The organism is Cyanobium sp. NS01 (assembly GCF_014280235.1).
In the GTDB taxonomy this organism is placed as follows: domain Bacteria; phylum Cyanobacteriota; class Cyanobacteriia; order PCC-6307; family Cyanobiaceae; genus NIES-981.
The window spans coordinates 1,668,277-1,688,955 of sequence record NZ_CP047940.1 but is presented as its reverse complement, the minus strand read 5'-3'; the positions used below and the strand labels follow the sequence as shown (position 1 = coordinate 1,688,955).

Here is a 20,679-nt window from a genome sequence, read left to right as displayed (position 1 = left end):
CGGGCGGTCCTTCGGGGACCCGCACCCCATAACCGACGGCAGCTTTGTAACGTGTTGTGAACGAACGCGAAAACGACGCCATGGAGACCCTTTCCCTCAGCCGCCAATTCGCCATGGAGGCCCATGCCCGGGCGATCGATTCCTGCGACAACGTCGAGGAGCTGCGCACCGTGGCCAAGAGCCTGCTCCAGGCCTGGCAGCTGCAGGCCTCGATGAGTGAAGACCTCGTGGCCCAGCTGATGGGTGTGCAGCCCCGCCCCGCCGGCCTCTGAGCCTGGCCGGTTGAGCACCAGCCCCGCCCCAGCCTGGCCTCAGGGCAGCGCGCTCCACAGCACGGTGGCGGCGCCGATCACCATCACGGCGGCGGCGAGCAGGCGGCGTCGCCCTTCGGCCTCGCCCAGGGCCACCACGCCGATGCCGCTGCCGAACAGGGTGCTGAGCCGCTTGATGGCGATCACATGCACCACGGCGGTGCTCCGGATCGCCTCCATCTGCCACACCGTGCCCACGGCCCCGGCCAGGGCGGCCACCAGCAGGAACGGCAGCACCCGTCCCCAGCAGGTCGCGGCTTGGCCGCCGGCCTTGGCAGCGGCGGGCCCGCTCGCCTGGCCTCCCGGCAGCGACAGCCCCAGCAGGCTGCCGCCGATCACCAGCTGCAGGGAGAGCACCCACAGCACGCTGCCGCCCGCCTGCACCCCCAGCTTGTCCATGGTGGCGGCCACCCCCCAGATCACCGCCACCAGCAGCATCCAGCGGCAACCGGGGCTGGCCCAGAGCTGGCCCAGCCCCGCCATGCCCCCCGGCGACGGCCCGCCTCGGCGGCTGCGGCCCAGCAGCAGGGCCCCCAGCACCAGCAGTCCCACGCCGGCCACCGCGCTCGGGGAGGGTCGCTCCCCAAGCACCCACCAGCCCGCCAGCAGCAGCACCAGGGGGGAGAGGTTGATCAGCGGCAGCACCAGGCTGAGGTCCTCCAGGGCGATGGCGCGGCCATAGCCCCAGAAGGCCAGGGCATTGAGGCTGCCGCCCACGGCCAGGGCCGCCAGAAAGGCCCAGCCATCGAGGGGCTGGCTCTCGGCCAGCAGCAGGGGCACTGCCAGCAGCAGGGCGGCCAGGGCACTGCTCAGGCCGATCACCCGCAGGGTGCTCCAGCCGGACTGGCGCAGCACCCGGCGCAGGGCCAGATCACGCAGGGTCTCCAGCACCGCCGTGCCGAGGGCCAGCAGCGCCCAGGGCGCGTAGGGGGTGATGGGGAAGTCAGCGCCGCGGCGCCATTCTGAGGGGCGGAGTGGGGGGCCGATGCGAGGCTTCCATCGTCTTTTATGCGCTTACAGCGATAGCAAGCTATCGTTGATGGCAGGAGCTCCCCGGCGCGGCCCTTCGCGGCGCTGCCGGTGCCGGGCTCCTCGTCCACGCATCGCCTGGATCCCATGACCACAACCTCCCTGCCTCCCTCCCGGATCCCGCTCTGGGAAGCGTTCAAGAACTGGGTCACCAGCACCGACAACCGCCTCTACGTGGGGTGGTTCGGCGTGCTGATGATCCCCACCCTGCTGGTGGCCACCTGCTGCTTTGTGATCGCCTTCATCGGCTCTCCCCCCGTCGACATCGACGGCGTGCGTGAGCCCGTCTCAGGCGGCCTGCTCTACGGCAACAACATCATCACGGCGGCGGTGGTGCCGAGTTCCAACGCCATCGGTCTGCACCTCTATCCGATCTGGGCCGCCAAAAGCCTCGATGAATGGCTCTACAACGGTGGGCCCTATCAGCTGATCATCTTCCACTTCCTGATCGGCATCTTCTGCTGGATGGGCCGTGAGTGGGAACTCAGCTATCGCCTCGGCATGCGCCCCTGGATCGCCGTGGCCTATTCCGCTCCCGTGGCCGCCGCCACCGCCGTGCTGCTGGTGTACTCGATCGGGCAGGGCTCTTTCTCCGACGGCATGCCTCTGGGCATCTCCGGCACCTTCAACTTCATGCTGGTGCTCCAGGCTGAGCACAACGTGCTCATGCACCCCTTCCACATGCTCGGCGTGGCCGGCGTCTTCGGCGGCGCCCTGTTCGCGGCCATGCACGGCTCGCTTGTCACCAGCTCCCTGGTGCGCGAAACCACGGAAACCGAGTCCCAGAACAGGGGTTACAAGTTTGGCCAGGAGGAGGAGACCTACAACATCGTGGCCGCCCACGGTTACTTCGGGCGTCTGATCTTCCAGTACGCCTCCTTCAACAACAGCCGCAGCCTGCACTTCTTCCTGGCCGCCTGGCCGGTGGTGGGCATCTGGTTCGCGGCCCTGGCGGTGGCCAGCTTCTCGTTCAACCTCAACGGCCTCAACTTCAACCACTCCGTGCTCGATGCCCAGGGCCGGGTGATCAACACCTGGGCCGATGTGCTCAACCGCGCCGGCCTCGGCATCGAGGCGATGCACGAGCGCAACGTGCACAACTTCCCCCTCGATCTGGCCCGGGTGGACAGCCTTCCCGTGGCGCTCACCGCGCCAGCCCTCGGCTGATGCAGGGGCGCCCGAGTGGCGCCCTTTTGCCCCCCCGTGGCGCCTGCGTCTTCTCCGTTCCTCTGCCTGGCTCTGCCATGGACCTCCTGTTTCCCACCCTGCGGCGCCTGCTGCCCCTGATGGCGGTGGCCGCCGCCCTCGCCCTGCTGAGCAGCGCGCTGCTCAGCCTCTGCCCCGCGCCCGCCCTCGCCCTGGAGGCGTCCGCCAGTCCGGCTGATCTCCCCCGGGCTGTCGCAGCGATGGAGCAACTGGATCAGCTGCGCACGCAGCTGGCCTCCAGCCTCGAGGGCAGCGACGAGGAGCCCACCATGGACACCATGCGGGAGGTGTGCAAGCCGGTGGGGCAGCGGGCCATGGCCATCGCTCAGGAGAACGGCTGGACCGTGCGCCAGGTGGCCAGCAAGTACCGCAACCCCGACCATGCCCCCGCCAACAGCCACGAGAGCCAGGTGATCGATCTGCTGGCCAGGTACCCCGAGATCACCGGCCTGTGGGAGCCGGCCACCGCCGGCCAGACCGCTGGTGTGAACTATTACCGACGCATCGATGTGCAACCCAGCTGTCTGGCCTGTCATGGAACCAAGGACAGCCGCCCCGGATTCGTGAGCGAGAGGTACCCCGCCGACAAGGCGTTCAACTTCAAGCCCGGCGATCTGCGCGGCATGTATGCCGTGTTCATTCCCGAGGTCCAGGAGGTGCTCAGGGCCTCTGAGGGAGGCTGACCATGCATTGCCAGGTGCTGATCGCGGGAGGCGGAACGGGGGGGATCACGCTGGCCAGCTGGTTGCGCCGCCTGGCCCCCGAGCTCGATGTCACCGTGGTGGAGCCCTCCTCCTCTCACGACTACCAGTCGGGTTGGGTGCTGGTGGCCGGCGGTTTCGTGCCGATGGCTGAAACCGAGCGCAGCGAGGCCTCGGTGATGCCCGAGGGGGTGCGCTGGATCTGCAGCAAGGTGGTGGCCTTCGATCCCGAGCAGCACGCCGTCGAGCTGATCGATGGCCAGCGGATCACCTATGGGGTGCTCGTGGTGGCCCTGGGCCTCGATCTGCTCTGGAGCGCCGTGGACGGCTTGCCGGCGGCCCTGGGTCGCCACGGGGTCTGCAGCATCTACAGCCGCCGCTTTGCGATGTACACCCGCGACTGTCTGCGGCGCTTCCAGGGCGGCACGGCCCTGTTCACCCAGCCCGCCACGGCGATCAAATGCGGGGGGGCACCCCAGAAGATCATGCACATCGCCGATCAGCAGTTCAAGCGCCGCAGTGGCGTGGGGGTGAAGTCCCGGCTGATCTTCTGCACCGCCAAGAGCAACCTCTTCCCCGTGCCTGCCTTCAGCGAGGCGATGGGGGCGATCGCCGCCGCCCATGGCAGCGAGGTGCGCTTCCGCCACGACCTGGTGGCCGTGAACGGCCCCGAGCGCCGGGCCGTGTTCCGGGTCCGGGAGCAGGAAGGCGGCCAGAGCCACGAGCTCGAGCTCGGCTTCGATCTGCTGCACGTGGTGCCGCCGATGGCCGCTCCACGGGTGGTGGCCGAGAGTCCGCTGGCCGTCAATCCCACGGAGGGCTGGGTTGAGGTGGACCCGCACAGCGGCCAGCATCTCCGCTATCCGGATGTGTTCGCCATCGGTGACGTGGGTTCCTTTCCCACCTCCAAGACGGCGGCCGCGGTGCGTCTGCAGGCGCCGGTGGTGGCGGCCAATGTGCAGGCGGTGCTGCAGGGGCGAAGCGTGCAGGGGGGCTACGACGGCTACAGCGCCTGCCCGCTGATCACCACGGATCACAGCGTGATGATGGTGGAGTTCGACTACACCAAGAAGCCCGTGAGCAGCTTTCTGGTGGATCCGGTGAAGGAGCGCTGGTTCGCCTGGCTGCTGGAGCGCTGGGGCTTTCCCTGGATCTACTGGAATCGGATGCTCAAGGCCCAGCCCCACGAGGGCGCCTACCTGAAGCCGTTCACGGGGTTGGCCCGGCGGCTGGGCCTGATGCGCTGGCAGCGCTGACTCTGGCGAATCAGAGGATCTGCTCGAGGAAGCGGCGGCTGCGTTCGTGGCTCGGGTTCGAGAAGAACCGCTCCGGCGGTGCTTCCTCCACCACCTCGCCCCCATCCATCAGCACCACGCGGTGGGCCACCTGCTGGGCAAAGCGCACCTCGTGGGTCACCACCACCATGGTCATGCCCTCGGCGGCCAGGTCCTGCATCACCTCCAGCACCTCGCGCACCATTTCGGGGTCGAGGGCGCTGGTGGGCTCGTCGAAGAGCATCAGCTGGGGGTCCATGCACAGCGAGCGGGCGATGGCCACCCGCTGCTGCTGGCCGCCGGAGAGCTGGCCGGGATATTTGTCCGCCTGCTCGGCGATTCCCACCCGCTCCAGCAGCTGAACAGCCCGCCGCTGCGCCTCGGAGCGGCTGCGGCGGCGCACCAGCACCGGCGCCAGGGTGAGGTTCTGCAGCACCGTGAGGTGGGGGAAGAGGTTGAACTGCTGAAACACCATGCCCACCTCGCGGCGGATGGCATCGATGTCGCGCAGGTCGGCGGAGAGGGGCCGGCCATCGATGTGGATGCTGCCCTGCTGAAAGTCCTCCAGGGCGTTGAAGGTGCGGATGAAGGTGCTCTTGCCGGAGCCGGAAGGGCCCATGATCACCACCACCTCGCCGCGCTCCACTGTGAGGCTGGCCCCCCTGAGCGCCTGAAAGCCGTTGGGGTACCACTTGTGCACGGCCTCGGCCCGCAGGATCGGGGCCCGGGCGCGGCTCGGGGGACTGGTGGGGGCGCTGGAGTCCATGGGGATCAGAAGGGGCGGGGTTGGAGCGGTGTCTCAGCCACTGGAGCTGTGGCGGGGATCGAGGCGGTGTTCGAGCGCCCGGCTGCCCAGGCCCAGGGCGGTGCAGCAGCCCCAGAACAGCACTGCCAGGGTGAGGTACACCTCGCCGTAGTGGCCCAGGAAGGCGGGGTTGGCCATCACGGCGCGGGCGGTGCCGAGCAGCTCCAGCAGGCCGATCAGCGACAGCAGGGTGGTGTCCTGCAGCAGCGAGATGAACTGGCTCACCATCACCGGCAGGGCCACCCGCAGGGCCTGGGGCAGCACCACGTGCTGCAGGGCCTGCAGCGGCCCGAGGCCGAGGGAACGCGCCGCCTCCAGCTGGCCGGCGGGCACGGCGCTGAGGCCGGCCCGCACCGCCTCGGCCAGGTAGGCCGCCGCGAAGAAGGTGAGCACCCAGGCGGCCCGCCACACCCGCTCTGGGGCCAGGCCGCCCGGCAGCAGAAAGCCGAGGATGTTCTGGCCGAGGAACAGCAGGGTGATCAGCGGCGCCCCGCGGATGAACTCGATGTAGAGCACCGAACCCCAGCGCAGCAGCGGCAGGGCGCTGCGGCGACCGAGGGCCAGCAGCACCCCCAGGGGAAAGCAGAGCAGGATGGCGAAGCTGGCCTCCAGCAGGGTGAGCAGCAGGCCTCCCCACTCGGCGCTGGACACCCGCGTCAGCCCGAAGCCGCCACTGATCAGCACCATGCCCAGCAGGTAGAGCCCCGGCCAGAGCAGGGCCAGCCCCCGCAGCGCCCGCGACCCCAGCTCCGGCCCCAGCCGCTGGGCCCAGCGTCCCGTGAGCCAGCGCAGCGCCAGCAGCAGGGCGGCCAGGGCTGCCCAGCGGCCGGCGATGGCGGGGCTGAGCTGCAGGGCCCAGGGCGTCCACAGGGCCAGCCCGGCGATCAGGCCACAGGCCCAGCGATCGGAGTTGGGCCAGGGGTTGCCGCGGCGGTCGGGCCGCGGCTGGCTGCGCAGCAGGCCCCAGCTCAGGCCACTGGCGGCGCAGAGCAGGGCGAGCAGCAGCCACAGGCGCCACTGCTGTGGCTGCGGATAGCGCCCCACGGCGAACAGGGTGCTGTTGAGCTGAATCACCGCCCAGTTGGCGGAGCCCAGGGCCCAGCGCAGCAGGGCGAACAGGGCGCTGCCGATCAGGCCGATCAGGGCAAGGCTGAGCAGGGTGTCGCCGCGGCTGGCAAACAGCTCCCGCTTCAGGGCAGCCAGCAGGCCCGGCCGGCCGGAGCCGTTGGGGGTGGCGGAGGGCACCATCTCAGCGCTCCCTGATCTGCACGAGCTGGTTGAGGCCGTTCATCAGGGCGGAGATCAGCAGATCGAGCACCAGGTAGGAGGCCAGCAGCAGGATCACCACCTCCACGGCGCGGCCCGTCTGGTTGAGGGTGGTCTCGGCCACGGCGTAGAGGTCGGGAAAGCCCACGGCCACCGCCAGGGAGGAGTTCTTGGCCAGGGAGATGTACTGGGTGTTGAGGCCGGGCACGATCACCCGCAGGGCCTGGGGCAGCACCACATGGCGCAGGGTGGAGAACCAGCCCAGGCCGAGGGAGGCCGCCGCTTCCCACTGCCCCTGGGTCACCGCGGCGATGCCGCCCCGCACCACCTCGGCGATGTAGGCGCCGGAATACACCACCAGGCCGCAGAGCAGGGCGCCGAACTCCACGCTCAGCCGCAGCGGCGCCTGCCAGACGCCGTTCACCAGGCTGGGCCCGACCCAGCTCCAGCCGTTGCCGAAGCCCGCCAGGTAGAGCCCGGACTTGGCCAGGGTGAGCCCCGGCAGCTGGATGGCGGCGGCGCCGTTGGGCAGGGAGAGGAACACCACGAAATACCAGAACACCAGCTGCACCAGCAGCGGGATGTTGCGCACCACCTCCACATAGGCCCGCACCAGGCGGCGCAGCAGGCCGTTGCTGCTGAAGTTGGCCATGCCCGCCGCCGTGCCCAGCAGGGTGGCCCCCACCAGGGCCGAGAGCACGGCCCGCAGGGTGTTGGCGAGCCCCGCCAGCAGCGCCCGCCAGTAGGGCATGGTGGCGTCGAAGGGGATGGTGGTTTCGCCGATCGGGAAGCCGGCGGGCTGGCCCAGCCAGCGCCAGGTGAGCAGCAGACCGGCGGCGGTGAGGTTGCGGATCAGGTTGCCGAGAAGGAACGCCGCCACCAGCAGCACCGCCAGGGCCACGGCCGCCTGCACCACCCAGGGCAACACACGCCGGTTGCGCCACCAGGGCACGGCGGGATCGGCTGAACCGATCGCTGAGCTGGTGTTGGGAGCAACCGGTGCCCCAGCTCTGGAGCGGCCGGGGCGGGGGGGCCGCGCCATCAGCGGAAGGGCTGGGCGTACAGCATGCCGCCCTCATTCCAGAGCTTGTTGAGGCCCCGTTCCAGCTTCAGGCGCGAGCTGGTGCCCACGTTGCGCTCGAAGATCTCGCCGTAGTTGCCCACGGCGGCGATCGCCTGCACGGTGAAGTCGGCGGGCAGGCCGAGCTGGCGGCCGAAGTCGCCCTCCACCCCGAAGAAGCGGCGCAGATCGGCGAGGTTGGTGTTGGCCTCGGCCTCGGCCACTTTGGCCTCGAGATTGGCCTGGGTGATGCCCCACTCCTCCGCCTGGATCAGGGCGAAGACCACCCAGCGCAGGGCATCGGCCCAGGCCGGATCGGCATTGGTGCTGGCCGGCGAGAGGGGCTCCTTGCTGAGCACGTCGGGCAGCAGCTGGTGCTCATCGGGAGCCGGGAAGCTGCTGCGCTTGCCGGCCAGCTGCGAGCGGTCGCTGGTCACGGCCACGCAGCGGCCACCGAGATAGGCGGCGTAGGTCTGATCGCTGGTCTGGAACTTCAGCGGGGTGTAGGGCACGTTGATCTCGCGCATCCGGTCGGCCAGGTTGAGCTCCGTGGTGGTGCCGCTCTCCACGCAGATCGGTTGGCCGGCCAGATCCCGCAGGCCGCTGATGCCCCGGCTCACCGGTGCCATCACGCCCTGGCCGTCATAGAAGGTGGTGGGCGCGAAGCTGAGGCCGTTGCCGCCGGCGGCGTCGCGGCTGAGGGTGGCCGTGGTGTTGCGGGCGAGCATGTCCACCTCGCCGCTGGCCAGGGCGGCGAAGCGCTCGCTGGAGTTGAGGTTGCGGTATTCCACCTTGCTGGGATCGCCGAGCACGGCGGCGGCCACGGCCTTGCAGGTGTCCACATCGAGGCCGGAATAGGTGCCGTCGGCCTCCACAAAGCTGAAGCCCGGCAGGGTGCCCTCCACCCCGCAGACGAGCTTGTCGCGGCCGGTGATGGCGGAGAGCTTCGGGCTCTGGCTGCCGGCCCCCCCCTCGGGCGCGCAGGCCGCCAGGGGGAGCGCCGCGAGCAGCGCCATCAGGGCCAGCCCCGCCGGCTTGCGGGCCGGGGTGGGGCCGGCGGCGGGGCCAGTGCGCTCAGGGGGGCAAGCCATGGCAGCCGCAGGACAACGGGAGGGCAGGGCTCGGGGCATGGGGATCAGGGCCCCGGGGGCCAGAGGTGGCGGGATCCTGTCATGCCCAGCTCGCCGGTGGTGTGGCGATGCAGGCAGGCTGGCCAGGGTCTGGCGTCAGACGGCCTTGAGCTGCTGCAGCTGGGCCTCGAGCCGCTGCCTGAGGCGTTTCTGCACCAGGTTGCAGAGGTCGTCGACCAGATCGCTGTCGGCGTGCCAGATCGTGCGCACGCCATCGCGCTCGCAACGCACCAGGGTGGCTCGCTGCAGCTGGCCCAGCTGGCGGCTGATGTGCGACTGGGAGAAGCCCGTGGCCTCGATCAGGGAGGCCACATCCATGGGCCCCTGCTTGAGCTGGCAGAGCAGCTGCAGCCGCGCCGGTTCGCTCAGGATCCGGAAGAACTGGCTGAACTCCTCAAGCAACTGGGGGGAGGGCGGTGGCCCCGGGCAAGCCATGGCTGTAGCAGGGTGGTTGCTGACAAGTATGCCGCCGCCCCACTGCAAGCGACTTGCCTTAAGTCCCTTTATGCGGTTATCGTCATAACAGTTTGCAGGAGTCCTGCCGTGACTGCCGCTTTCGCCGCTCCCCCTGGGATTCAGGCCCCTCCCGCCGGGCCGCCCGCTCAGGCCGCCGCCTCGACAGGCCTCCTGGCCGCCGCCGCCGGGGGCGCTCCGCTGTTGCTGCGCCAGCTGTTTGATGCCGCCACCGGCACCTACACCTATCTGCTGGCCGAGGTGAGCAGCCGCCAGGCCCTGATCATCGATCCGGTGTTCGAGCGGCACGACCGCGATCTCGCCCTGATCCAGGAGCTCGGCCTGGTGCTGGTGGCCAGCCTCGACACCCACGCCCATGCCGACCATGTGACCGGCAGCTGGCTGCTGCACCAGGCCACGGGCTGCGCCATCGGCCTGGCGGCCAGCGCCGGGGCCGAGAACGTGACCCTGCCCCTGGGCCAGGGCGACACGGTGGCCTTCGGCGGACGCCATCTGCAGGTGCGCGCCACCCCCGGCCACACCGCCGGCTGCCTCACCTATGTGCTCGACGACCACAGCGCCGCCTTCAGCGGCGACGCCCTGCTGGTGCGGGGCTGCGGCCGCTGTGATTTCCAGCAGGGCAACGCCCACACCCTGTGGGCCTCGATCACCGAGCAGATCTTCACCCTGCCGGAGGCCTGCCTGCTCTACCCCGGCCACGACTACACCGGTCGTTCGGTCACCTCGGTGGCGGAGGAGCGCGCCTTCAATGCCCGCCTCGGCGGCAGTGCCAGTGAGCGCGATTTCGTGGGTCACATGCAGAACCTGCGCCTGCCCCATCCGCACCGCATCGCCGAGGCCCTGCCCGGCAACCTGCGCTCCGGCCGTCCCCTGCACCCCGAACCTGCGGTCAGCTGGGCCCCGCTCAGCCGCAGCTATGCCGGTCTGCCCGAACTCACCCCCGCCTGGGTGGCGGCCCATGCCGCCGCTCTGACCCTGCTGGATGTGCGCTCCGCGGAGGAGTTCGAGGGGCCCGATGGCCGCATCGCCGGCAGCCTGTTGCTGCCCCTGCCCGAGCTGGAGGCCCGCAGCGTCGAGCTGCCTTCCGACCGGCCGCTGGTGGTGGTGTGCCATTCCGGCAGCCGCTCGGCCCTGGCCACCCAGCACCTGCTGCGCAGCGGCCACCAGCAGGTGGCCAACCTGCGCGGCGGCCTGCAGCGCTGGGGGGATGAGGGCTATCCGCTGGAGCGCAGCAACCCCTGAGGCCCCGTCTCACGCCCAACAGGGCCTCTCAACACCCTTTGCACCGACGACAGCCATGACCCTCACCCCTGCCGCAGCTCCATCCACACGTCTCTCCCCAGGACGGGTCTCCGCCCCTGAACTGGCCGATCAGCTCGCCCGGGGGGCCGTCACCGTGGTGGATGTGCGCGAGCCGGTGGAGCTGCTGGGCGGCCACATCGCCGGCAGCCGCAATGTGCCCCTGGCCCGCCTCGCTCGCGAGCCGCTGCCCGAGGGCCCCCTGGTGCTGGTGTGCCACAGCGGCCACCGCAGCACCACCGCCCGGGAGCAGCTGCTCAGCCGCAACCCCTCCCGGGCCGTGAGCGATCTGGAGGGCGGCATCGAGGCCTGGCAGCAGGCGGGCCTGCCGCTTCTGGCCAGGGCCAGGGCCCCCCTGCCCCTGATGCGGCAGGTTCAGATCGCCGCCGGATCCCTGGTGCTGCTCGGGGTGATCCTGAGCCAGGCCGTTGCCCCGGCCTGGATGGCTCTGAGCGCCTTCGTGGGAGCCGGGCTGGTGTTCGCCGGCCTCAGCGGCTTCTGCGGCATGGCGCGGCTGCTGGCGCTGATGCCCTGGAACCGGGTGAGCCCGTGACGGCCGCGGCCGTTGAGCTGCTCACGGCCCCCACCCTGCTGCTGCTGGCCGGCGGAGCCCTGATCGGCCTGCTGCTGGCCGTGCTGGGGGCGGGGGGCTCGATCCTGCTGCTGCCCCTGCTGGTGAGCGGCGCGGCCCTGGCCACGCGCGAGGCGGTGCCGCTGTCGCTGCTGGTGGTGGCGCTGCTGGCCCTGGCCAACCTGGGGCCCTACCTGCGCCGCGGCCAGCTGGCGCCGCGGCCTGCCCTGATCCTGGGCCTGCCCGCCCTGGCGGGCAGCTGGGTCGGCGGCAGCCTGGTGAAGGCGGGCCTGATTCCAGAAGTGCTGCAGCTGGGGCTGTTCAGCGTTGCCGCCGTGACGGCCTCCTGGCTGCTGCTGCGCCGGGATGGCCGGCCCGCCGGCCGCTCCGGAGGCCTCAGCCGTGCTGCCACGGTGGCTCTGGCCGTCCAGGGTCTGGGGGTGGGCCTGCTCACCGGCATGGCCGGGGTGGGCGGTGGCTTTGCGATCGTGCCGGCCCTGGTGCTGCTCGCCGGACTGCCGATGGCCGTAGCCAGTGGCACCAGCCTGGTGCTGATCGCCGCCAATGCGGCCGTGGCCCTGTTGGCCCTGGGTCACTGGCCCCAGACGACGCTGCCGCTGTTGGTGCCGTTGCTGCTGGGCGGAGCCGCCGGCGGGCTGCTGGGCCAGTGGCTGGCGCCCCACCTGCCGGAGCTGCGGCTGCGCCAGGGCTTTGCGCTGCTGTTGATCGGCTCGGCCCTGCTCACGGGTGCGGAGGCCTGGCAGCGGCAGCAGGCCTCGCCGCTGGTGACTGAGCGGGCTCAGTAGCCCGAGGAGCCCGGCGGCGGCGCGCTGGCCGGCGACTGCTGCAGGAAGGCCTGCAGCGGGATCGAGCTGGCCTGATTGTAGCCCACGGGCAGCCAGAGGTCGCCGGCGGCGGTGGCGAAGTGGATCTCCCAGTGGTAGAGGCCCAGGTAGGCGCGCGGGTCCTCCTCGATCAGGGAGGCGTAGAGCAGGACGGCGCGGCCGTAGTTGTCGCTGTTGTTGTAGCCCCAGAGGCCCTTGCGGATGTCCTGGAGGCCGCCGCGGCGCACCAGGTAGCGGCCGGCGGCCTGGATGGCGTCGTGGGGATCGCGGATGTTCCCCTTGCCCACCCCCGCCTGGGCCCAGGTGGTGGGCAGGAACTGCATCGGCCCCTGGGCATTGGCCACCGACACGCCGTCGATGCGGCCCATGCCGGTTTCCACCAGGTTCACCGCCGCCAGCACCTCCCAGGCGATGCCGGTGGCGGCCTCTGCCTTTTTGTAGTGGCCGATCAGGGTGTCGGCGGCAGGTGGCTGGATGATGCGCCAGGCCGGCAGGCTGGTGGCCTTGGGCCCGCTGCGGTGCATGGCCAGGAAGGCCCGCCGGGCCTCCAGGTGGCGGTCGTAGACGCTCTGCCAGCGGGGATCGAGGCCAGCACGCACCTGGGCCGCCAGGGCTTCCTGGTGGGAGAGCACCCGGTAGATCACCTGCTGCTGGTGGCCCAGCGCGGGCAGCTCCTGGGCCGGGGTCTCCGGGTCGCGCAGGGCGGTCTCCACCGCGCTCAGCAGGGCGGCGATGGCGGCGGGCTCGGCCGGCAGCAGGGGGTAATGACGGCCGTCGGCGCTGCGGCTCAGATCGGCCGCGCTGGGCAGAGCCACGCTGGTGGGCGCCTCGTTGGACTGCGCCTCAGTCGGGGGTGGCAAGGAGGCGGCTGTGCGCCCTGCTCCAGGGCCCTGCGGGGCCAGGCCGCTGAGGGATTCGGCCAGATAGGGGCGCCACCAGACCCCGGTGCCCACAGCGATCAAGCCCACACTCAGCAGGGTCAGCTGCAGACGGCGACGGCGGGTCATCGGCATCGGCGCGTTCTCCAAGGGCCAAGACCGCTGAGGCTATGGCGTGGAAGCCCGGTCTAGGGGTCCTGGAATGCCTCGAGCTGCGGGGGCTGGCCCAGGTACGTCTGACGCGGGCTGCCCAGCCGGATCCCCGCCTGGTGGAGGTCCCGCAGCAGGCGCAGGCGGAACTCCCGGCTCACGGCCCAGTGCTGGCCGGGGGCGGTGTCGATCCAGATGGTCACCCTCATGCCGCCGTGGCCGATGGCATCAATGCCCAGCACCGCCGGCGGCGCCACAATCAAGCCGCCCCAGTCGGGATCCTGCTGCAGCTGCTCGCCGGTGCGGCGGGTGACGGCCAGAGCCAGATCGGGGTCACTGTCCACGTCCACGTCGACACTGACGTTCACGCGCGACCAGTTGCGGGTGAGGTTCTTGACCTGGCTGATGGTGCTGTTCGGCAGGGTGATGAACTCCCCATCGGCACTGCGCAACTGGGTGACGCGGAGATTCAGGCGTTCCACGGCGCCGCTGTAGCCGCCCACGTTGATCACATCGCCGATGGCGAACTGGTCTTCGGCCAGGATCAGAAAGCCATTGACGAGGTCGCGCACCAGGTTCTGCGCCCCGAAGCTGATCGCCAGGCCGAGCAGGCCACTGATGGCCAGGATCGAACTGCTGGGCACCCCCAGCACCCCCAGCACCGAGAGCAACCCCGCCACCGAGATCACCACCACCAGCAAGCCCCGGCCGGCATCGAGGATCGTCGAGAAGCGCAGCCGCAGCCGCTTGCTCTGGCTGCCGTCGCCGCCCCGGCTGGCCTGGCGATCCAGCCAGCGGGCCTCGAAGCGATCCAGCAGACGGATGGAGAAGCGAATCGCCAGGGTGGCGCAGAACCACACCGTGAGCAGCTTCAGGGGCACGTCAACGAGGCTTCTCGTGAGCGTGGCCTGGCCGGGAAGCTGGCCGATCAGCAGGTAGGTGCCCCCATAGAGCAGCACCAGCAGCATCCAGAAGAACAGCCACTGCCACAGTCCCCAGAGACCGAGCCGACGCCGCAGTCGAACCGTCTTGAGCGTGGTCTCGTTCAGGTTGTCGTTCCGCCCCTCGCTCCCCTCCTCAGCGGGAGTGGCGTCGTTCTGACGCAGCGACTCCAGGCAGGTGTCCAGGCGCGTCTGAAGCACCTGCTGCCGGCGACGGATGCGGTTTTTGATCAGCAGGATCAGGGCCGTGCCAACGGCCATCACCAGCAGGATGCTGAGGAAGCGCCACAGACTGCGGGCCAGGTTTTCGGGCCTGAGCCTGTAGCTGAAGTCGCGAATCTCCTTTTCCAGTCCTAGGCGCCAGGTTTCGGCCACCTCCTCCACGGGAAGGCCGTAATAGTTCGCGTCGGCGTTGGTCACCGAGGCCAGCACGAGCGGGCGGGAGTGCTTGTCATCCCGCGCCGTGATCACCATCACGTTGTTCAGCGTGGCCTTCTCCACCCGCAGGCTGTCGCCATCCATCTGGCGTTCGACGGCCGCCAGCTCCACCCGGGCCTGGATTTCCCTGGCGCGCTGCTCCACAGGGTGCTGCCCCTCCACCACCTGGCTGCGGTCGAGAACAGTTGGGGAGGCGATCTTGAACAGCACCTCGCCGTCGATCGGCGAGGTGACCTCCGTGACTTCGATCTCGCCGAAGCGGTTCACGCCATCGGGAATGGTGCGGCCATTGCCGCCTGTGAGGTTCTCGCCCAGATTGATCTGCGCCAGGGCCACCAGGGCCACCAGGGCGAGAAGCAGCCCCAGGGCGAGGGGCAGCAGCATCCGCTGCAGCGGGCGGCCGAGCGCCTGGCGGGCCGACAGGAGCCACCTGAGCTGCCTTGGTGCGCTGGCTCTCAGCATTGCCCTCGGCGTTCTGGGCGGATCGTGACACATTCCGCCGGATTCCTGCCTGGTGCATGGTGGAGCCTGCGACTCTCAGCGCCATGGCCGATGCCCCCTACCTGGTCGCCCTGGCCCTCTGCACCGTGGCGGGGGAGCGAGCCCTGCCGCTGACGGGCCTCTCTCTGCCGGCGCAGCCAGCCTCAGAGGCGCCGGGCCCCATGGCTGAGCAGCTGGCCCTGGAGCTGTTGCTGCGGCTGTGGCAACACAGCGGCGATGGGCCCCTGCAGCGGGCGGAAGATCCCGGCCTCTTGCTGCTGGAGATGCCGCTGGAGCTGATGAGCGAGCGGCTGCCGCTGCTGAAGTGCGACTGGCTGGCCGGCGGCTCCACGGCGGCGCTGCTGGCGGGCCTGGCCAGCCTGAGCCTGCGGGGCTGGACGGCCTCGATCGCCAGGCGCGAGCCGGTTCGCTTGACGCCCTGGCCTGCCACGCCCTGAGCCGTCAGGCTGGAGCGGTGCTTGCCCGAGGGCCATGGCCATCCGCCCCGTTCTGCGCCTCGGTGACCCACGCCTGCGTCAACAGGCGGCTCCGGTGCCCCCCGAAGCCTTCGGCAGCGTCGAGCTGGAGGCCCTGGTCACTGACCTCGCGACACGATGGTCGCCCGCAACGGGGCGGGCTTGGCCGCGCCGCAGGCCCGTTAGGTCGTGAGGTCAGGCTGCCTGGGGGGCAGTGCCGGCGCCCTCAACAAAGCGCCGCAGGTTCACGCCTGCTTCGAAGGCGCTGCTGGTGAGCTCGGCCTGCTGCTCGGGGCTGAGGCCATCCCAGAAGGCATGAAAGAGGTCGAGCGAGGCCTTGCCGATGCCCACCGCGCCAAGCAGCGTCAGCGGCAGGCTCAGCCAGGGGAACACGAGCAGCACCACCCCAAGGGCTGCGCTCACCACGGCGCCCTGTTTGCTCGATTCCCACACGGTGGCGGCAATGCTCTGGAGCTGGCTGGCGCGATCGATCTCCCCGCGGCGGCGCATCGCCTCGGTGCGCAGCGCGGCCAGCAGGGCCTGGTAGATGGCGTACACCGCCACCCCACCCACGGCGGATTCACTGACGAACTCGGCGCCGCTGAGGGGGCTGCCGCTGCCGTTGAGATCGATCGAGGCAAGCCCCGCCAGTGGCGCCACTTCCCAGCCGGCACGCGGGATGCGGAAGGGATCGCGGTCGCGGCCCATGGCAGAGATGGATCTGGGGCCATCATTCTGGCCCAGATCGACGCATCCCCGCCAGGGCTACAGACGAACGGCCATCACTGCAGTGGTCATGGTGAAGTCTGAGACCCACCAGCGAGGCACATCGTGATCCCACGTCATGCGTCTGTTGCGATCCTCTGATGTGATGGTTGTTGCTGTCCTATTGGCCCCGCTCGGGCCAGTATTGAAATTCTCCTTCATGGCAATCGATGTCTATCTCTGAGAGTTGCGCCTGAAGGCGTTGCAGAACGTCAGCCACCGCCTTGTTGTAGATGCTCGGCCCTACTTCCTGCACGAAGAAGTCAAGTAGTCCGTTTGCCGCGATGACACCGATTTCTTCTTCCTTGACTTCTTCAAAGTATCGCGCAAGTGAGGCAGTTGCTTTTCTACGCACGTCTTTGGTCAGGTTGACTGACATGGAAACTCTTCTTCTTATTTCGAGGCTAGCATCTAAAACAGTGGCTCATCTCTGTTCCCGATGGCCGGGGCTTCGTGTCCTGGTGGAGCGGCGGCCGCCCCCTGCCAGCGTCTGATCCCCCGGCCATAGGGCCGTTGTGGCGAGGCCAACCACGATCCCCAGTGACACTTCCAGCAGCCGGTGCAGGCCCACCAGCCAGGTGGGCTGCCCACTCGTCACAAGGACCACGACAGCCAAGGTGACGCCACCAAACCGGTAAGCCGCCAGATTGAGTTTCAGCACGCCACACAGCAGCCCCACCACAAACACACCAATCGCAAACGCCAGGCTTGCTGGCGCGATGGAGCTGGCCAGCAGTGCGCCGAAGCATGAACCCAGCACTGTGCCGATCAGCCGATCCTTCGAAACAGCCCAGGCGGCTCCGAGGCTGGACTGCATCACAATCAGGGTGGTGATTGGAGCCCAGTAGGCATCAGGAAGACGAGCCAGGCTGGCCAGCCCCAGTGCGAGCGTCGCAGCCACTGTGGTGCGGGCCGCGTGCAGGGCCCAGGCGCGCATCGTGGCTGCCGCAATCCAGGAACCCATGCGCTCACTCATGCCTTCTGGCCTGGAAAGGAGGATCGCCTCAGCGGCGCCGCAGCAGTGAAGCCGTGCGGGTCTGGTTGACCAGGGAGCGGCCCAGGTAGGCGGCGGCCTTGTCGAAACCCGCGACCGGCCCGTAGATGAACAGTCGGCCCGAAAGCGATGCCTTGTTTCTCAGACCATCAATGTAGATCCATTCCATCGCGGCGGCCGGTGAGAGCAGCTGACAATAGTGAAAGCCCCTGGCTGCCGCAATCAGGCTGTCGAGCGGGGTCTTCATCACCGTGGCGCTCACCCCAAGCACCAGCCCCTCGGGCTGCTGCTCATAGCGGTAGCTGGGGTAACTCCAGATCCACAGCGGACCGATGGCCGGGCGCACTGTGTCGCTCCGCATCAGCATCGGCTGGCCGAGGCTCTCGAACCGGCGGCGGCTGTGCTCATCACTCTGCTCGAGGGTCCAGCGGAAAACGGCCTCGTTGATCGGCTGGGCGCGGGAAGGCCCGTCCGTGCTGGTGAAGTCTGGATCCGGCACGCCCCCATGGCTCCAGAAGGATTGGCGCGAGTTCAGTTTGCTGCGCAGCGAAAAGGCGGCGATCGGGAAGAAGCCGGTGTCCAGCACCGTGAACAGGCTATACAGGGCCTGGGTGACACTGGTGACCGACACCTGGCAGGGGGTTGGGGGCGCACAGTGTGCCTGGATCTGGGGAACGTGGACCGGAGGCGTGGCGAAGGGGTTGTAGGTGTAGCTGCGGTGGAAGCTGTCGAGGGCTGTGAGGCCAAAGCGCACGGGTGCTTCGGGCTCTCCGGCCATCAGCGGATTGGCGTGCTCCTGAATCCAGGGGGAGTAGGGCGTGCAGCGGGGATCGGTGCGGCTGTTGGTTTCTGCGGTGTCGTAGCAGGCCGGCTTGAAGCCGTTGTACCCCTCCATCTGCAGGGCCGCGATCAGAGGGGCCAGCCAGGCGGCGCTCTCCGTTGCCGCATCCTCCAGCACGGGGCTTGGGGTTGCGGACGCCTCGTTCAGGCAGTTGTTCAGGAAGGCGGCCACCAGCAGGCCGATGCGCTCATGCACCGCCACGGTCTCGGCGGTGGGCACCAGATCGAAGGCCTTCACGTAGGGCACAGCTTCGCCGGAGGCGAACTGCATGTGGCTCGCCCCCTCAAGCGTCACCACGGGAAACCGTTCCGGCCGGGTCTCAGGGGCGGCGTTGATACGTTGCAGCCAGGTCGCCACGGCGAAGCGGCTGATCCGGGCCAGCCCATCGAGCGTGCCGGCCAGGGTGAGGGTGGGCCGTGGGTAGTCGATCAGGGTGCGGCCCTGGGCATCGAGCCCGCTGAGATTCCAGCGGCCCAGGAATGACCCCATCAACACCTGGCCGATCCCCTGCTCGGGGAAGGCCTTGAGGAATTTCTGAATGGCGATGCCCCCCACCGAGTGGGCGACGAACAGACAGGGGCTGCCGGCCGCCATGCCGCGCTGCTCCAGCGCGCGGCGGGCCTGGGCCACCACCAGTGGGGTTTCACGCGGAATGGGCGAGTCGCCGAGGAAGCGCGGCAACGCCACCCAGAGTCGCCGCGAGGCGCAGTGGCGCTGGATCGCTTCGGCTACGGGGCGGTAGCGCTCGGGCGGGATCCCTTCCCCCTGGATGAACACCACCGCGAGCTCCGGCCCGGTGGCCTCGGTGGGTTCCAGCACCAGCGGCTCCCCGTTCCACCCGAGGCGATAGGCGAGCAGAATGAGGCCCATCAGCAGCAACAGCCCACCGCTCCACCAGGCGGCCGGGGGAAACAGCCAGGCCAGCAGCAGGGTGAGGGCCAGCAGGGCCGCGACCAGTGGTGATCCGAGCCAGAACAAGCGGTTGATCACTCAATGCACCCCCACGTTGACCATGTGCCAATAGAAGAGGCCATACAATCCCAACCCCAGCGTGAGCAGCACAAAGGCAATGAAGTGTTGCCATTGGTTGAAGGAAGATTCGGCCACCCAGCCTTCGTAGGCGCCTCCGGCGGCCACCGTGAGGGGGGCCAGCAGAGCCAGCCAGGGCACCAGCCAGGCCGGCACCACGGCGGCGAGCCAGGGCAGCAGGGTGGGGGGCCAGGCCTCGGCGATGGTGGGGCCAAAGAAGTGGTGGCAGGCGATCAGATTGGCGAGCGCATTGAGTGCAAACACGATCAGCAATGACCAGGAGAGCGGCAGCACCGGCCGCGCTTCCCCGTCGACGACGCGGAAAAACCTTGTGCGCGGTTCCGAAGGACCCAGAAGGGCAATGGCGATGCCCCCGAACACCAGCAGCAAGGGCACGGGCTGGGCACCAAACACGCCGAGGCTGAAGAAGCCGAGCCCGGCGGTCTGGAAGCTGAACAACATCTGGTAGGCCACTGCCCGCAGCCAGGCATTGTTGAAATTCGGCACCAGCACCTGGGCCACATCCTGGGATGGCGCGTTCTGCTGAAGGCCGAGAATGTTGCGGAAGGGAGTGATCTGCCAGCCTTCATACTCGTGCATCAGGATGCCGCTGATGCCGCCGCCGAACACCTGGCAGGCCATGCCCAGTTGCAGCCAGAACACTCGCATCAGATCGCCATCCACGTGGGTGGCGATCACGTCGGCATGCACGAAAATGTAGGCGAGGATCCAGAAACCCAGGGGGAAGGAGGCCCAGTGGATCAACTCCACCAGGTTGAGCACCAGGGGGCGTGCCGTACGGGCGAGGGCGGGACTGAGGGAGGTTTTCGGAGCGGCCTTCTGAAAGCCCCAGGGAAGGGGCGGATACACCAGGTCTGGCAACTCCAGCGGTGAGCCGGCAGCTGGAGCCTGGGCAGGGCTGGTGGAAGGGGGCATGCCGAAATCTGAATGCAGAACGATTTCTGAGGAGAGTAATCGGATACTGTCGCAAAGCGATCAGCAAACATACTCACTACCCATGGTCTTCAGGATTGGGCCTTGAAGTACAGCGCTGTCGAAGTGCTCGAATGGAACGCATCACACTTCCGGATGTCAGGGTGAGTGGTGGTGATAGATCGATTCCAGCACTCTTCAGCCCTCCTGAAATCCATGTGTTACATGTGTTCAGCAAGGAGTAGTTTCCCTGCCCGGCATAGAACTGGCTATTGCCGTAGAGGCCCTGGCTCAGCTGCATCACGTTGCCGCGGTGGTCGCGGGCAAAACTGTTCGACACATAGGTGACGAGTGACTCAACCTGCTCTTTGGTGAGACATGTGTTGACAACCTCCATCGGTTGAAAATATCGCGTTGGAGAGCCTGGAACTGCTGCAATATGCAGCACAGATCCTGTTGAGCGAACGATGGCCTGAGCGGCTAGTTCGGCCGAGGGGGCCGGTGCTTGGTAAAACTCTCTATCTCCCCAGCCGATCTCATAGTAGAAGGTGGAACCGAAGCGCTTCCCGAGTTCAGGAATGGCCTCATTCAGATGACTTGCTGGAATGATCAGGCCAGCATGCCAGCCATGATTCACCACATACACGGGATACGACCGCACGGTATCAGCGGGCTCCTGTGCGAGTTGCACCAAGGAAGGGCCTTCCGTGCAGGCCGTGACCGCTACCGCTGCCAACAGAATACCCGTCAGTTTCATGGTGCTAGGTGATCACCATGCACCGC

22 protein-coding genes are annotated in these 20,679 nt (G+C 68.7%); 8 read left to right on the top strand and 14 right to left on the bottom strand.

Annotation, left to right across the window (positions count from 1 at the left end; all coding sequences use genetic code 11):
- Window positions 1-80 precede the first annotated feature (80 nt).
- Entirely contained in the window at window positions 81-272 is a 192-nt protein-coding gene (locus tag CyaNS01_RS08845) for a hypothetical protein (protein WP_186696766.1), read from the top strand.
- Between the two features lie 39 nt (window positions 273-311).
- Here the strand turns inward: CyaNS01_RS08845 and CyaNS01_RS08840 are convergent, their stop codons facing one another.
- Window positions 312-1,220, bottom strand: coding sequence for an EamA family transporter (locus CyaNS01_RS08840; protein WP_225875932.1), 909 nt, complete (start codon window positions 1,218-1,220; stop codon window positions 312-314).
- 207 nt (window positions 1,221-1,427) lie between these two features.
- Here CyaNS01_RS08840 and psbA point away from each other — a divergent pair, with 207 nt between their 5' ends.
- From psbA to CyaNS01_RS08825, 3 genes are all read left to right on the top strand, one after another.
- Window positions 1,428-2,507 carry a photosystem II q(b) protein gene (psbA, locus tag CyaNS01_RS08835; RefSeq protein WP_186696764.1) on the top strand — a complete coding sequence of 360 codons (1,080 nt, stop codon included), beginning with the start codon at window positions 1,428-1,430 and terminating at the stop codon, window positions 2,505-2,507.
- A gap of 77 nt (window positions 2,508-2,584) precedes the next feature.
- Window positions 2,585-3,229, top strand: coding sequence for a DUF3365 domain-containing protein (locus CyaNS01_RS08830; protein ID WP_186696763.1), 645 nt, complete (start codon window positions 2,585-2,587; stop codon window positions 3,227-3,229).
- Window positions 3,230-3,231: 2 nt separating this feature from the next.
- Window positions 3,232-4,503 (top strand): FAD/NAD(P)-binding oxidoreductase, encoded by a 1,272-nt coding sequence (locus CyaNS01_RS08825; RefSeq protein ID WP_186696762.1) that lies wholly within the window; start codon window positions 3,232-3,234, stop codon window positions 4,501-4,503.
- A gap of 10 nt (window positions 4,504-4,513) precedes the next feature.
- On the opposite strand, the gene CyaNS01_RS08820 is transcribed toward CyaNS01_RS08825, so the two are convergent.
- From CyaNS01_RS08820 to CyaNS01_RS08800, 5 genes are all read right to left on the bottom strand, one after another.
- On the bottom strand, window positions 4,514-5,287 hold the full coding sequence (locus CyaNS01_RS08820) for an amino acid ABC transporter ATP-binding protein (RefSeq protein ID WP_186696761.1): 774 nt from the start codon (window positions 5,285-5,287) through the stop codon (window positions 4,514-4,516).
- A 33-nt stretch (window positions 5,288-5,320) separates the two neighbouring features.
- Window positions 5,321-6,574 (bottom strand): amino acid ABC transporter permease, encoded by a 1,254-nt coding sequence (locus CyaNS01_RS08815; RefSeq protein ID WP_186696760.1) that lies wholly within the window; start codon window positions 6,572-6,574, stop codon window positions 5,321-5,323.
- Between the two features lies 1 nt (window position 6,575).
- The gene (locus tag CyaNS01_RS08810; RefSeq protein WP_186696759.1) at window positions 6,576-7,634 is read right to left on the bottom strand and encodes an ABC transporter permease subunit; all 1,059 of its coding nucleotides are present in this window, start codon (window positions 7,632-7,634) and stop codon (window positions 6,576-6,578) included.
- The gene (locus CyaNS01_RS08805; RefSeq protein ID WP_186700553.1) at window positions 7,634-8,668 is read right to left on the bottom strand and encodes an amino acid ABC transporter substrate-binding protein; all 1,035 of its coding nucleotides are present in this window, start codon (window positions 8,666-8,668) and stop codon (window positions 7,634-7,636) included. The genes CyaNS01_RS08810 and CyaNS01_RS08805 overlap by 1 nt, the downstream gene beginning before the upstream one ends.
- Before the next feature lie 210 nt (window positions 8,669-8,878).
- A complete protein-coding gene (locus CyaNS01_RS08800) occupies window positions 8,879-9,217 on the bottom strand; it encodes a helix-turn-helix transcriptional regulator (RefSeq protein ID WP_186696758.1) in 339 nt (112 codons plus the stop codon).
- 192 nt (window positions 9,218-9,409) lie between these two features.
- Between CyaNS01_RS08800 and CyaNS01_RS08795 the strand changes: the two genes are divergently transcribed.
- Genes CyaNS01_RS08795 through CyaNS01_RS08785 form a run of 3 tightly spaced genes read left to right on the top strand, consistent with a single transcriptional unit; the run spans window position 9,410 to window position 11,932 of the window.
- Complete coding sequence (locus tag CyaNS01_RS08795; RefSeq protein ID WP_186700551.1) at window positions 9,410-10,498, top strand: rhodanese-like domain-containing protein; 1,089 nt, start codon at window positions 9,410-9,412, stop codon at window positions 10,496-10,498.
- Window positions 10,499-10,553: 55 nt separating this feature from the next.
- Window positions 10,554-11,108: a rhodanese-like domain-containing protein gene (locus CyaNS01_RS08790; protein WP_186696757.1), complete on the top strand. Its 555-nt coding sequence runs from the start codon at window positions 10,554-10,556 to the stop codon at window positions 11,106-11,108.
- Window positions 11,105-11,932, top strand: coding sequence for a sulfite exporter TauE/SafE family protein (locus CyaNS01_RS08785; RefSeq protein ID WP_225875597.1), 828 nt, complete (start codon window positions 11,105-11,107; stop codon window positions 11,930-11,932). The genes CyaNS01_RS08790 and CyaNS01_RS08785 overlap by 4 nt, the downstream gene beginning before the upstream one ends.
- Here the strand turns inward: CyaNS01_RS08785 and CyaNS01_RS08780 are convergent.
- Together CyaNS01_RS08780 and CyaNS01_RS08775 are read right to left on the bottom strand one after the other, a co-directional pair.
- The gene (locus tag CyaNS01_RS08780; RefSeq protein ID WP_186700547.1) at window positions 11,926-12,978 is read right to left on the bottom strand and encodes a transglycosylase SLT domain-containing protein; all 1,053 of its coding nucleotides are present in this window, start codon (window positions 12,976-12,978) and stop codon (window positions 11,926-11,928) included. The genes CyaNS01_RS08785 and CyaNS01_RS08780 overlap by 7 nt on opposite strands.
- A 59-nt stretch (window positions 12,979-13,037) precedes the next feature.
- Complete coding sequence (locus tag CyaNS01_RS08775; protein WP_186696756.1) at window positions 13,038-14,762, bottom strand: mechanosensitive ion channel family protein; 1,725 nt, start codon at window positions 14,760-14,762, stop codon at window positions 13,038-13,040.
- A gap of 161 nt (window positions 14,763-14,923) precedes the next feature.
- On the opposite strand from CyaNS01_RS08775, the gene CyaNS01_RS08770 reads away from it, so the two are divergent.
- Entirely contained in the window at window positions 14,924-15,316 is a 393-nt protein-coding gene (locus CyaNS01_RS08770; protein WP_186696755.1) for a hypothetical protein, read from the top strand.
- A gap of 213 nt (window positions 15,317-15,529) precedes the next feature.
- Here the strand turns inward: CyaNS01_RS08770 and CyaNS01_RS08765 are convergent, their stop codons facing one another.
- The 6 genes from CyaNS01_RS08765 to CyaNS01_RS08740 form a co-directional block, all read right to left on the bottom strand.
- The gene (locus CyaNS01_RS08765) at window positions 15,530-16,042 is read right to left on the bottom strand and encodes a hypothetical protein (protein ID WP_186696754.1); all 513 of its coding nucleotides are present in this window, start codon (window positions 16,040-16,042) and stop codon (window positions 15,530-15,532) included.
- A 178-nt stretch (window positions 16,043-16,220) separates the two neighbouring features.
- Window positions 16,221-16,478, bottom strand: coding sequence for a DUF2164 domain-containing protein (locus CyaNS01_RS08760; RefSeq protein WP_186696753.1), 258 nt, complete (start codon window positions 16,476-16,478; stop codon window positions 16,221-16,223).
- A 45-nt stretch (window positions 16,479-16,523) separates the two neighbouring features.
- The gene (locus tag CyaNS01_RS08755; RefSeq protein WP_186696752.1) at window positions 16,524-17,063 is read right to left on the bottom strand and encodes an aromatic acid exporter family protein; all 540 of its coding nucleotides are present in this window, start codon (window positions 17,061-17,063) and stop codon (window positions 16,524-16,526) included.
- A 40-nt stretch (window positions 17,064-17,103) separates the two neighbouring features.
- Window positions 17,104-18,924, bottom strand: a complete 1,821-nt coding sequence (locus tag CyaNS01_RS08750; RefSeq protein WP_186696751.1) for a hypothetical protein — start codon at window positions 18,922-18,924, stop codon at window positions 17,104-17,106.
- A complete protein-coding gene (locus tag CyaNS01_RS08745; RefSeq protein ID WP_186696750.1) occupies window positions 18,925-19,899 on the bottom strand; it encodes a hypothetical protein in 975 nt (324 codons plus the stop codon).
- A gap of 76 nt (window positions 19,900-19,975) precedes the next feature.
- Window positions 19,976-20,653 (bottom strand): TIGR02117 family protein, encoded by a 678-nt coding sequence (locus tag CyaNS01_RS08740; protein WP_186696749.1) that lies wholly within the window; start codon window positions 20,651-20,653, stop codon window positions 19,976-19,978.
- Between the last annotated feature and the right edge of the window lie 26 nt (window positions 20,654-20,679).

What these genes read in the sequence shown, in the direction of transcription:
- CyaNS01_RS08845 (WP_186696766.1), top strand. Translation starts at nt 81, where the DNA reads ATGGAGACCCTTTCCCTCAGCCGCCAATTCGCCATGGAGGCCCATGCC.
- psbA (WP_186696764.1), top strand. Translation starts at nt 1,428, where the DNA reads ATGACCACAACCTCCCTGCCTCCCTCCCGGATCCCGCTCTGGGAAGCG.
- CyaNS01_RS08830 (WP_186696763.1), top strand. Translation starts at nt 2,585, where the DNA reads ATGGACCTCCTGTTTCCCACCCTGCGGCGCCTGCTGCCCCTGATGGCG.
- CyaNS01_RS08825 (WP_186696762.1), top strand. Translation starts at nt 3,232, where the DNA reads ATGCATTGCCAGGTGCTGATCGCGGGAGGCGGAACGGGGGGGATCACG.
- CyaNS01_RS08820 (WP_186696761.1), bottom strand. Translation starts at nt 5,287, where the DNA reads ATGGACTCCAGCGCCCCCACCAGTCCCCCGAGCCGCGCCCGGGCCCCG.
- CyaNS01_RS08815 (WP_186696760.1), bottom strand. Translation starts at nt 6,574, where the DNA reads ATGGTGCCCTCCGCCACCCCCAACGGCTCCGGCCGGCCGGGCCTGCTG.
- CyaNS01_RS08810 (WP_186696759.1), bottom strand. Translation starts at nt 7,634, where the DNA reads ATGGCGCGGCCCCCCCGCCCCGGCCGCTCCAGAGCTGGGGCACCGGTT.
- CyaNS01_RS08805 (WP_186700553.1), bottom strand. Translation starts at nt 8,668, where the DNA reads ATGGCGCTGCTCGCGGCGCTCCCCCTGGCGGCCTGCGCGCCCGAGGGG.
- CyaNS01_RS08800 (WP_186696758.1), bottom strand. Translation starts at nt 9,217, where the DNA reads ATGGCTTGCCCGGGGCCACCGCCCTCCCCCCAGTTGCTTGAGGAGTTC.
- CyaNS01_RS08790 (WP_186696757.1), top strand. Translation starts at nt 10,554, where the DNA reads ATGACCCTCACCCCTGCCGCAGCTCCATCCACACGTCTCTCCCCAGGA.
- CyaNS01_RS08780 (WP_186700547.1), bottom strand. Translation starts at nt 12,978, where the DNA reads ATGACCCGCCGTCGCCGTCTGCAGCTGACCCTGCTGAGTGTGGGCTTG.
- CyaNS01_RS08775 (WP_186696756.1), bottom strand. Translation starts at nt 14,762, where the DNA reads ATGCTGCTGCCCCTCGCCCTGGGGCTGCTTCTCGCCCTGGTGGCCCTG.
- CyaNS01_RS08770 (WP_186696755.1), top strand. Translation starts at nt 14,924, where the DNA reads ATGGCCGATGCCCCCTACCTGGTCGCCCTGGCCCTCTGCACCGTGGCG.
- CyaNS01_RS08765 (WP_186696754.1), bottom strand. Translation starts at nt 16,042, where the DNA reads ATGGGCCGCGACCGCGATCCCTTCCGCATCCCGCGTGCCGGCTGGGAA.
- CyaNS01_RS08760 (WP_186696753.1), bottom strand. Translation starts at nt 16,478, where the DNA reads ATGTCAGTCAACCTGACCAAAGACGTGCGTAGAAAAGCAACTGCCTCA.
- CyaNS01_RS08755 (WP_186696752.1), bottom strand. Translation starts at nt 17,063, where the DNA reads ATGGGTTCCTGGATTGCGGCAGCCACGATGCGCGCCTGGGCCCTGCAC.
- CyaNS01_RS08745 (WP_186696750.1), bottom strand. Translation starts at nt 19,899, where the DNA reads ATGCCCCCTTCCACCAGCCCTGCCCAGGCTCCAGCTGCCGGCTCACCG.
- CyaNS01_RS08740 (WP_186696749.1), bottom strand. Translation starts at nt 20,653, where the DNA reads ATGAAACTGACGGGTATTCTGTTGGCAGCGGTAGCGGTCACGGCCTGC.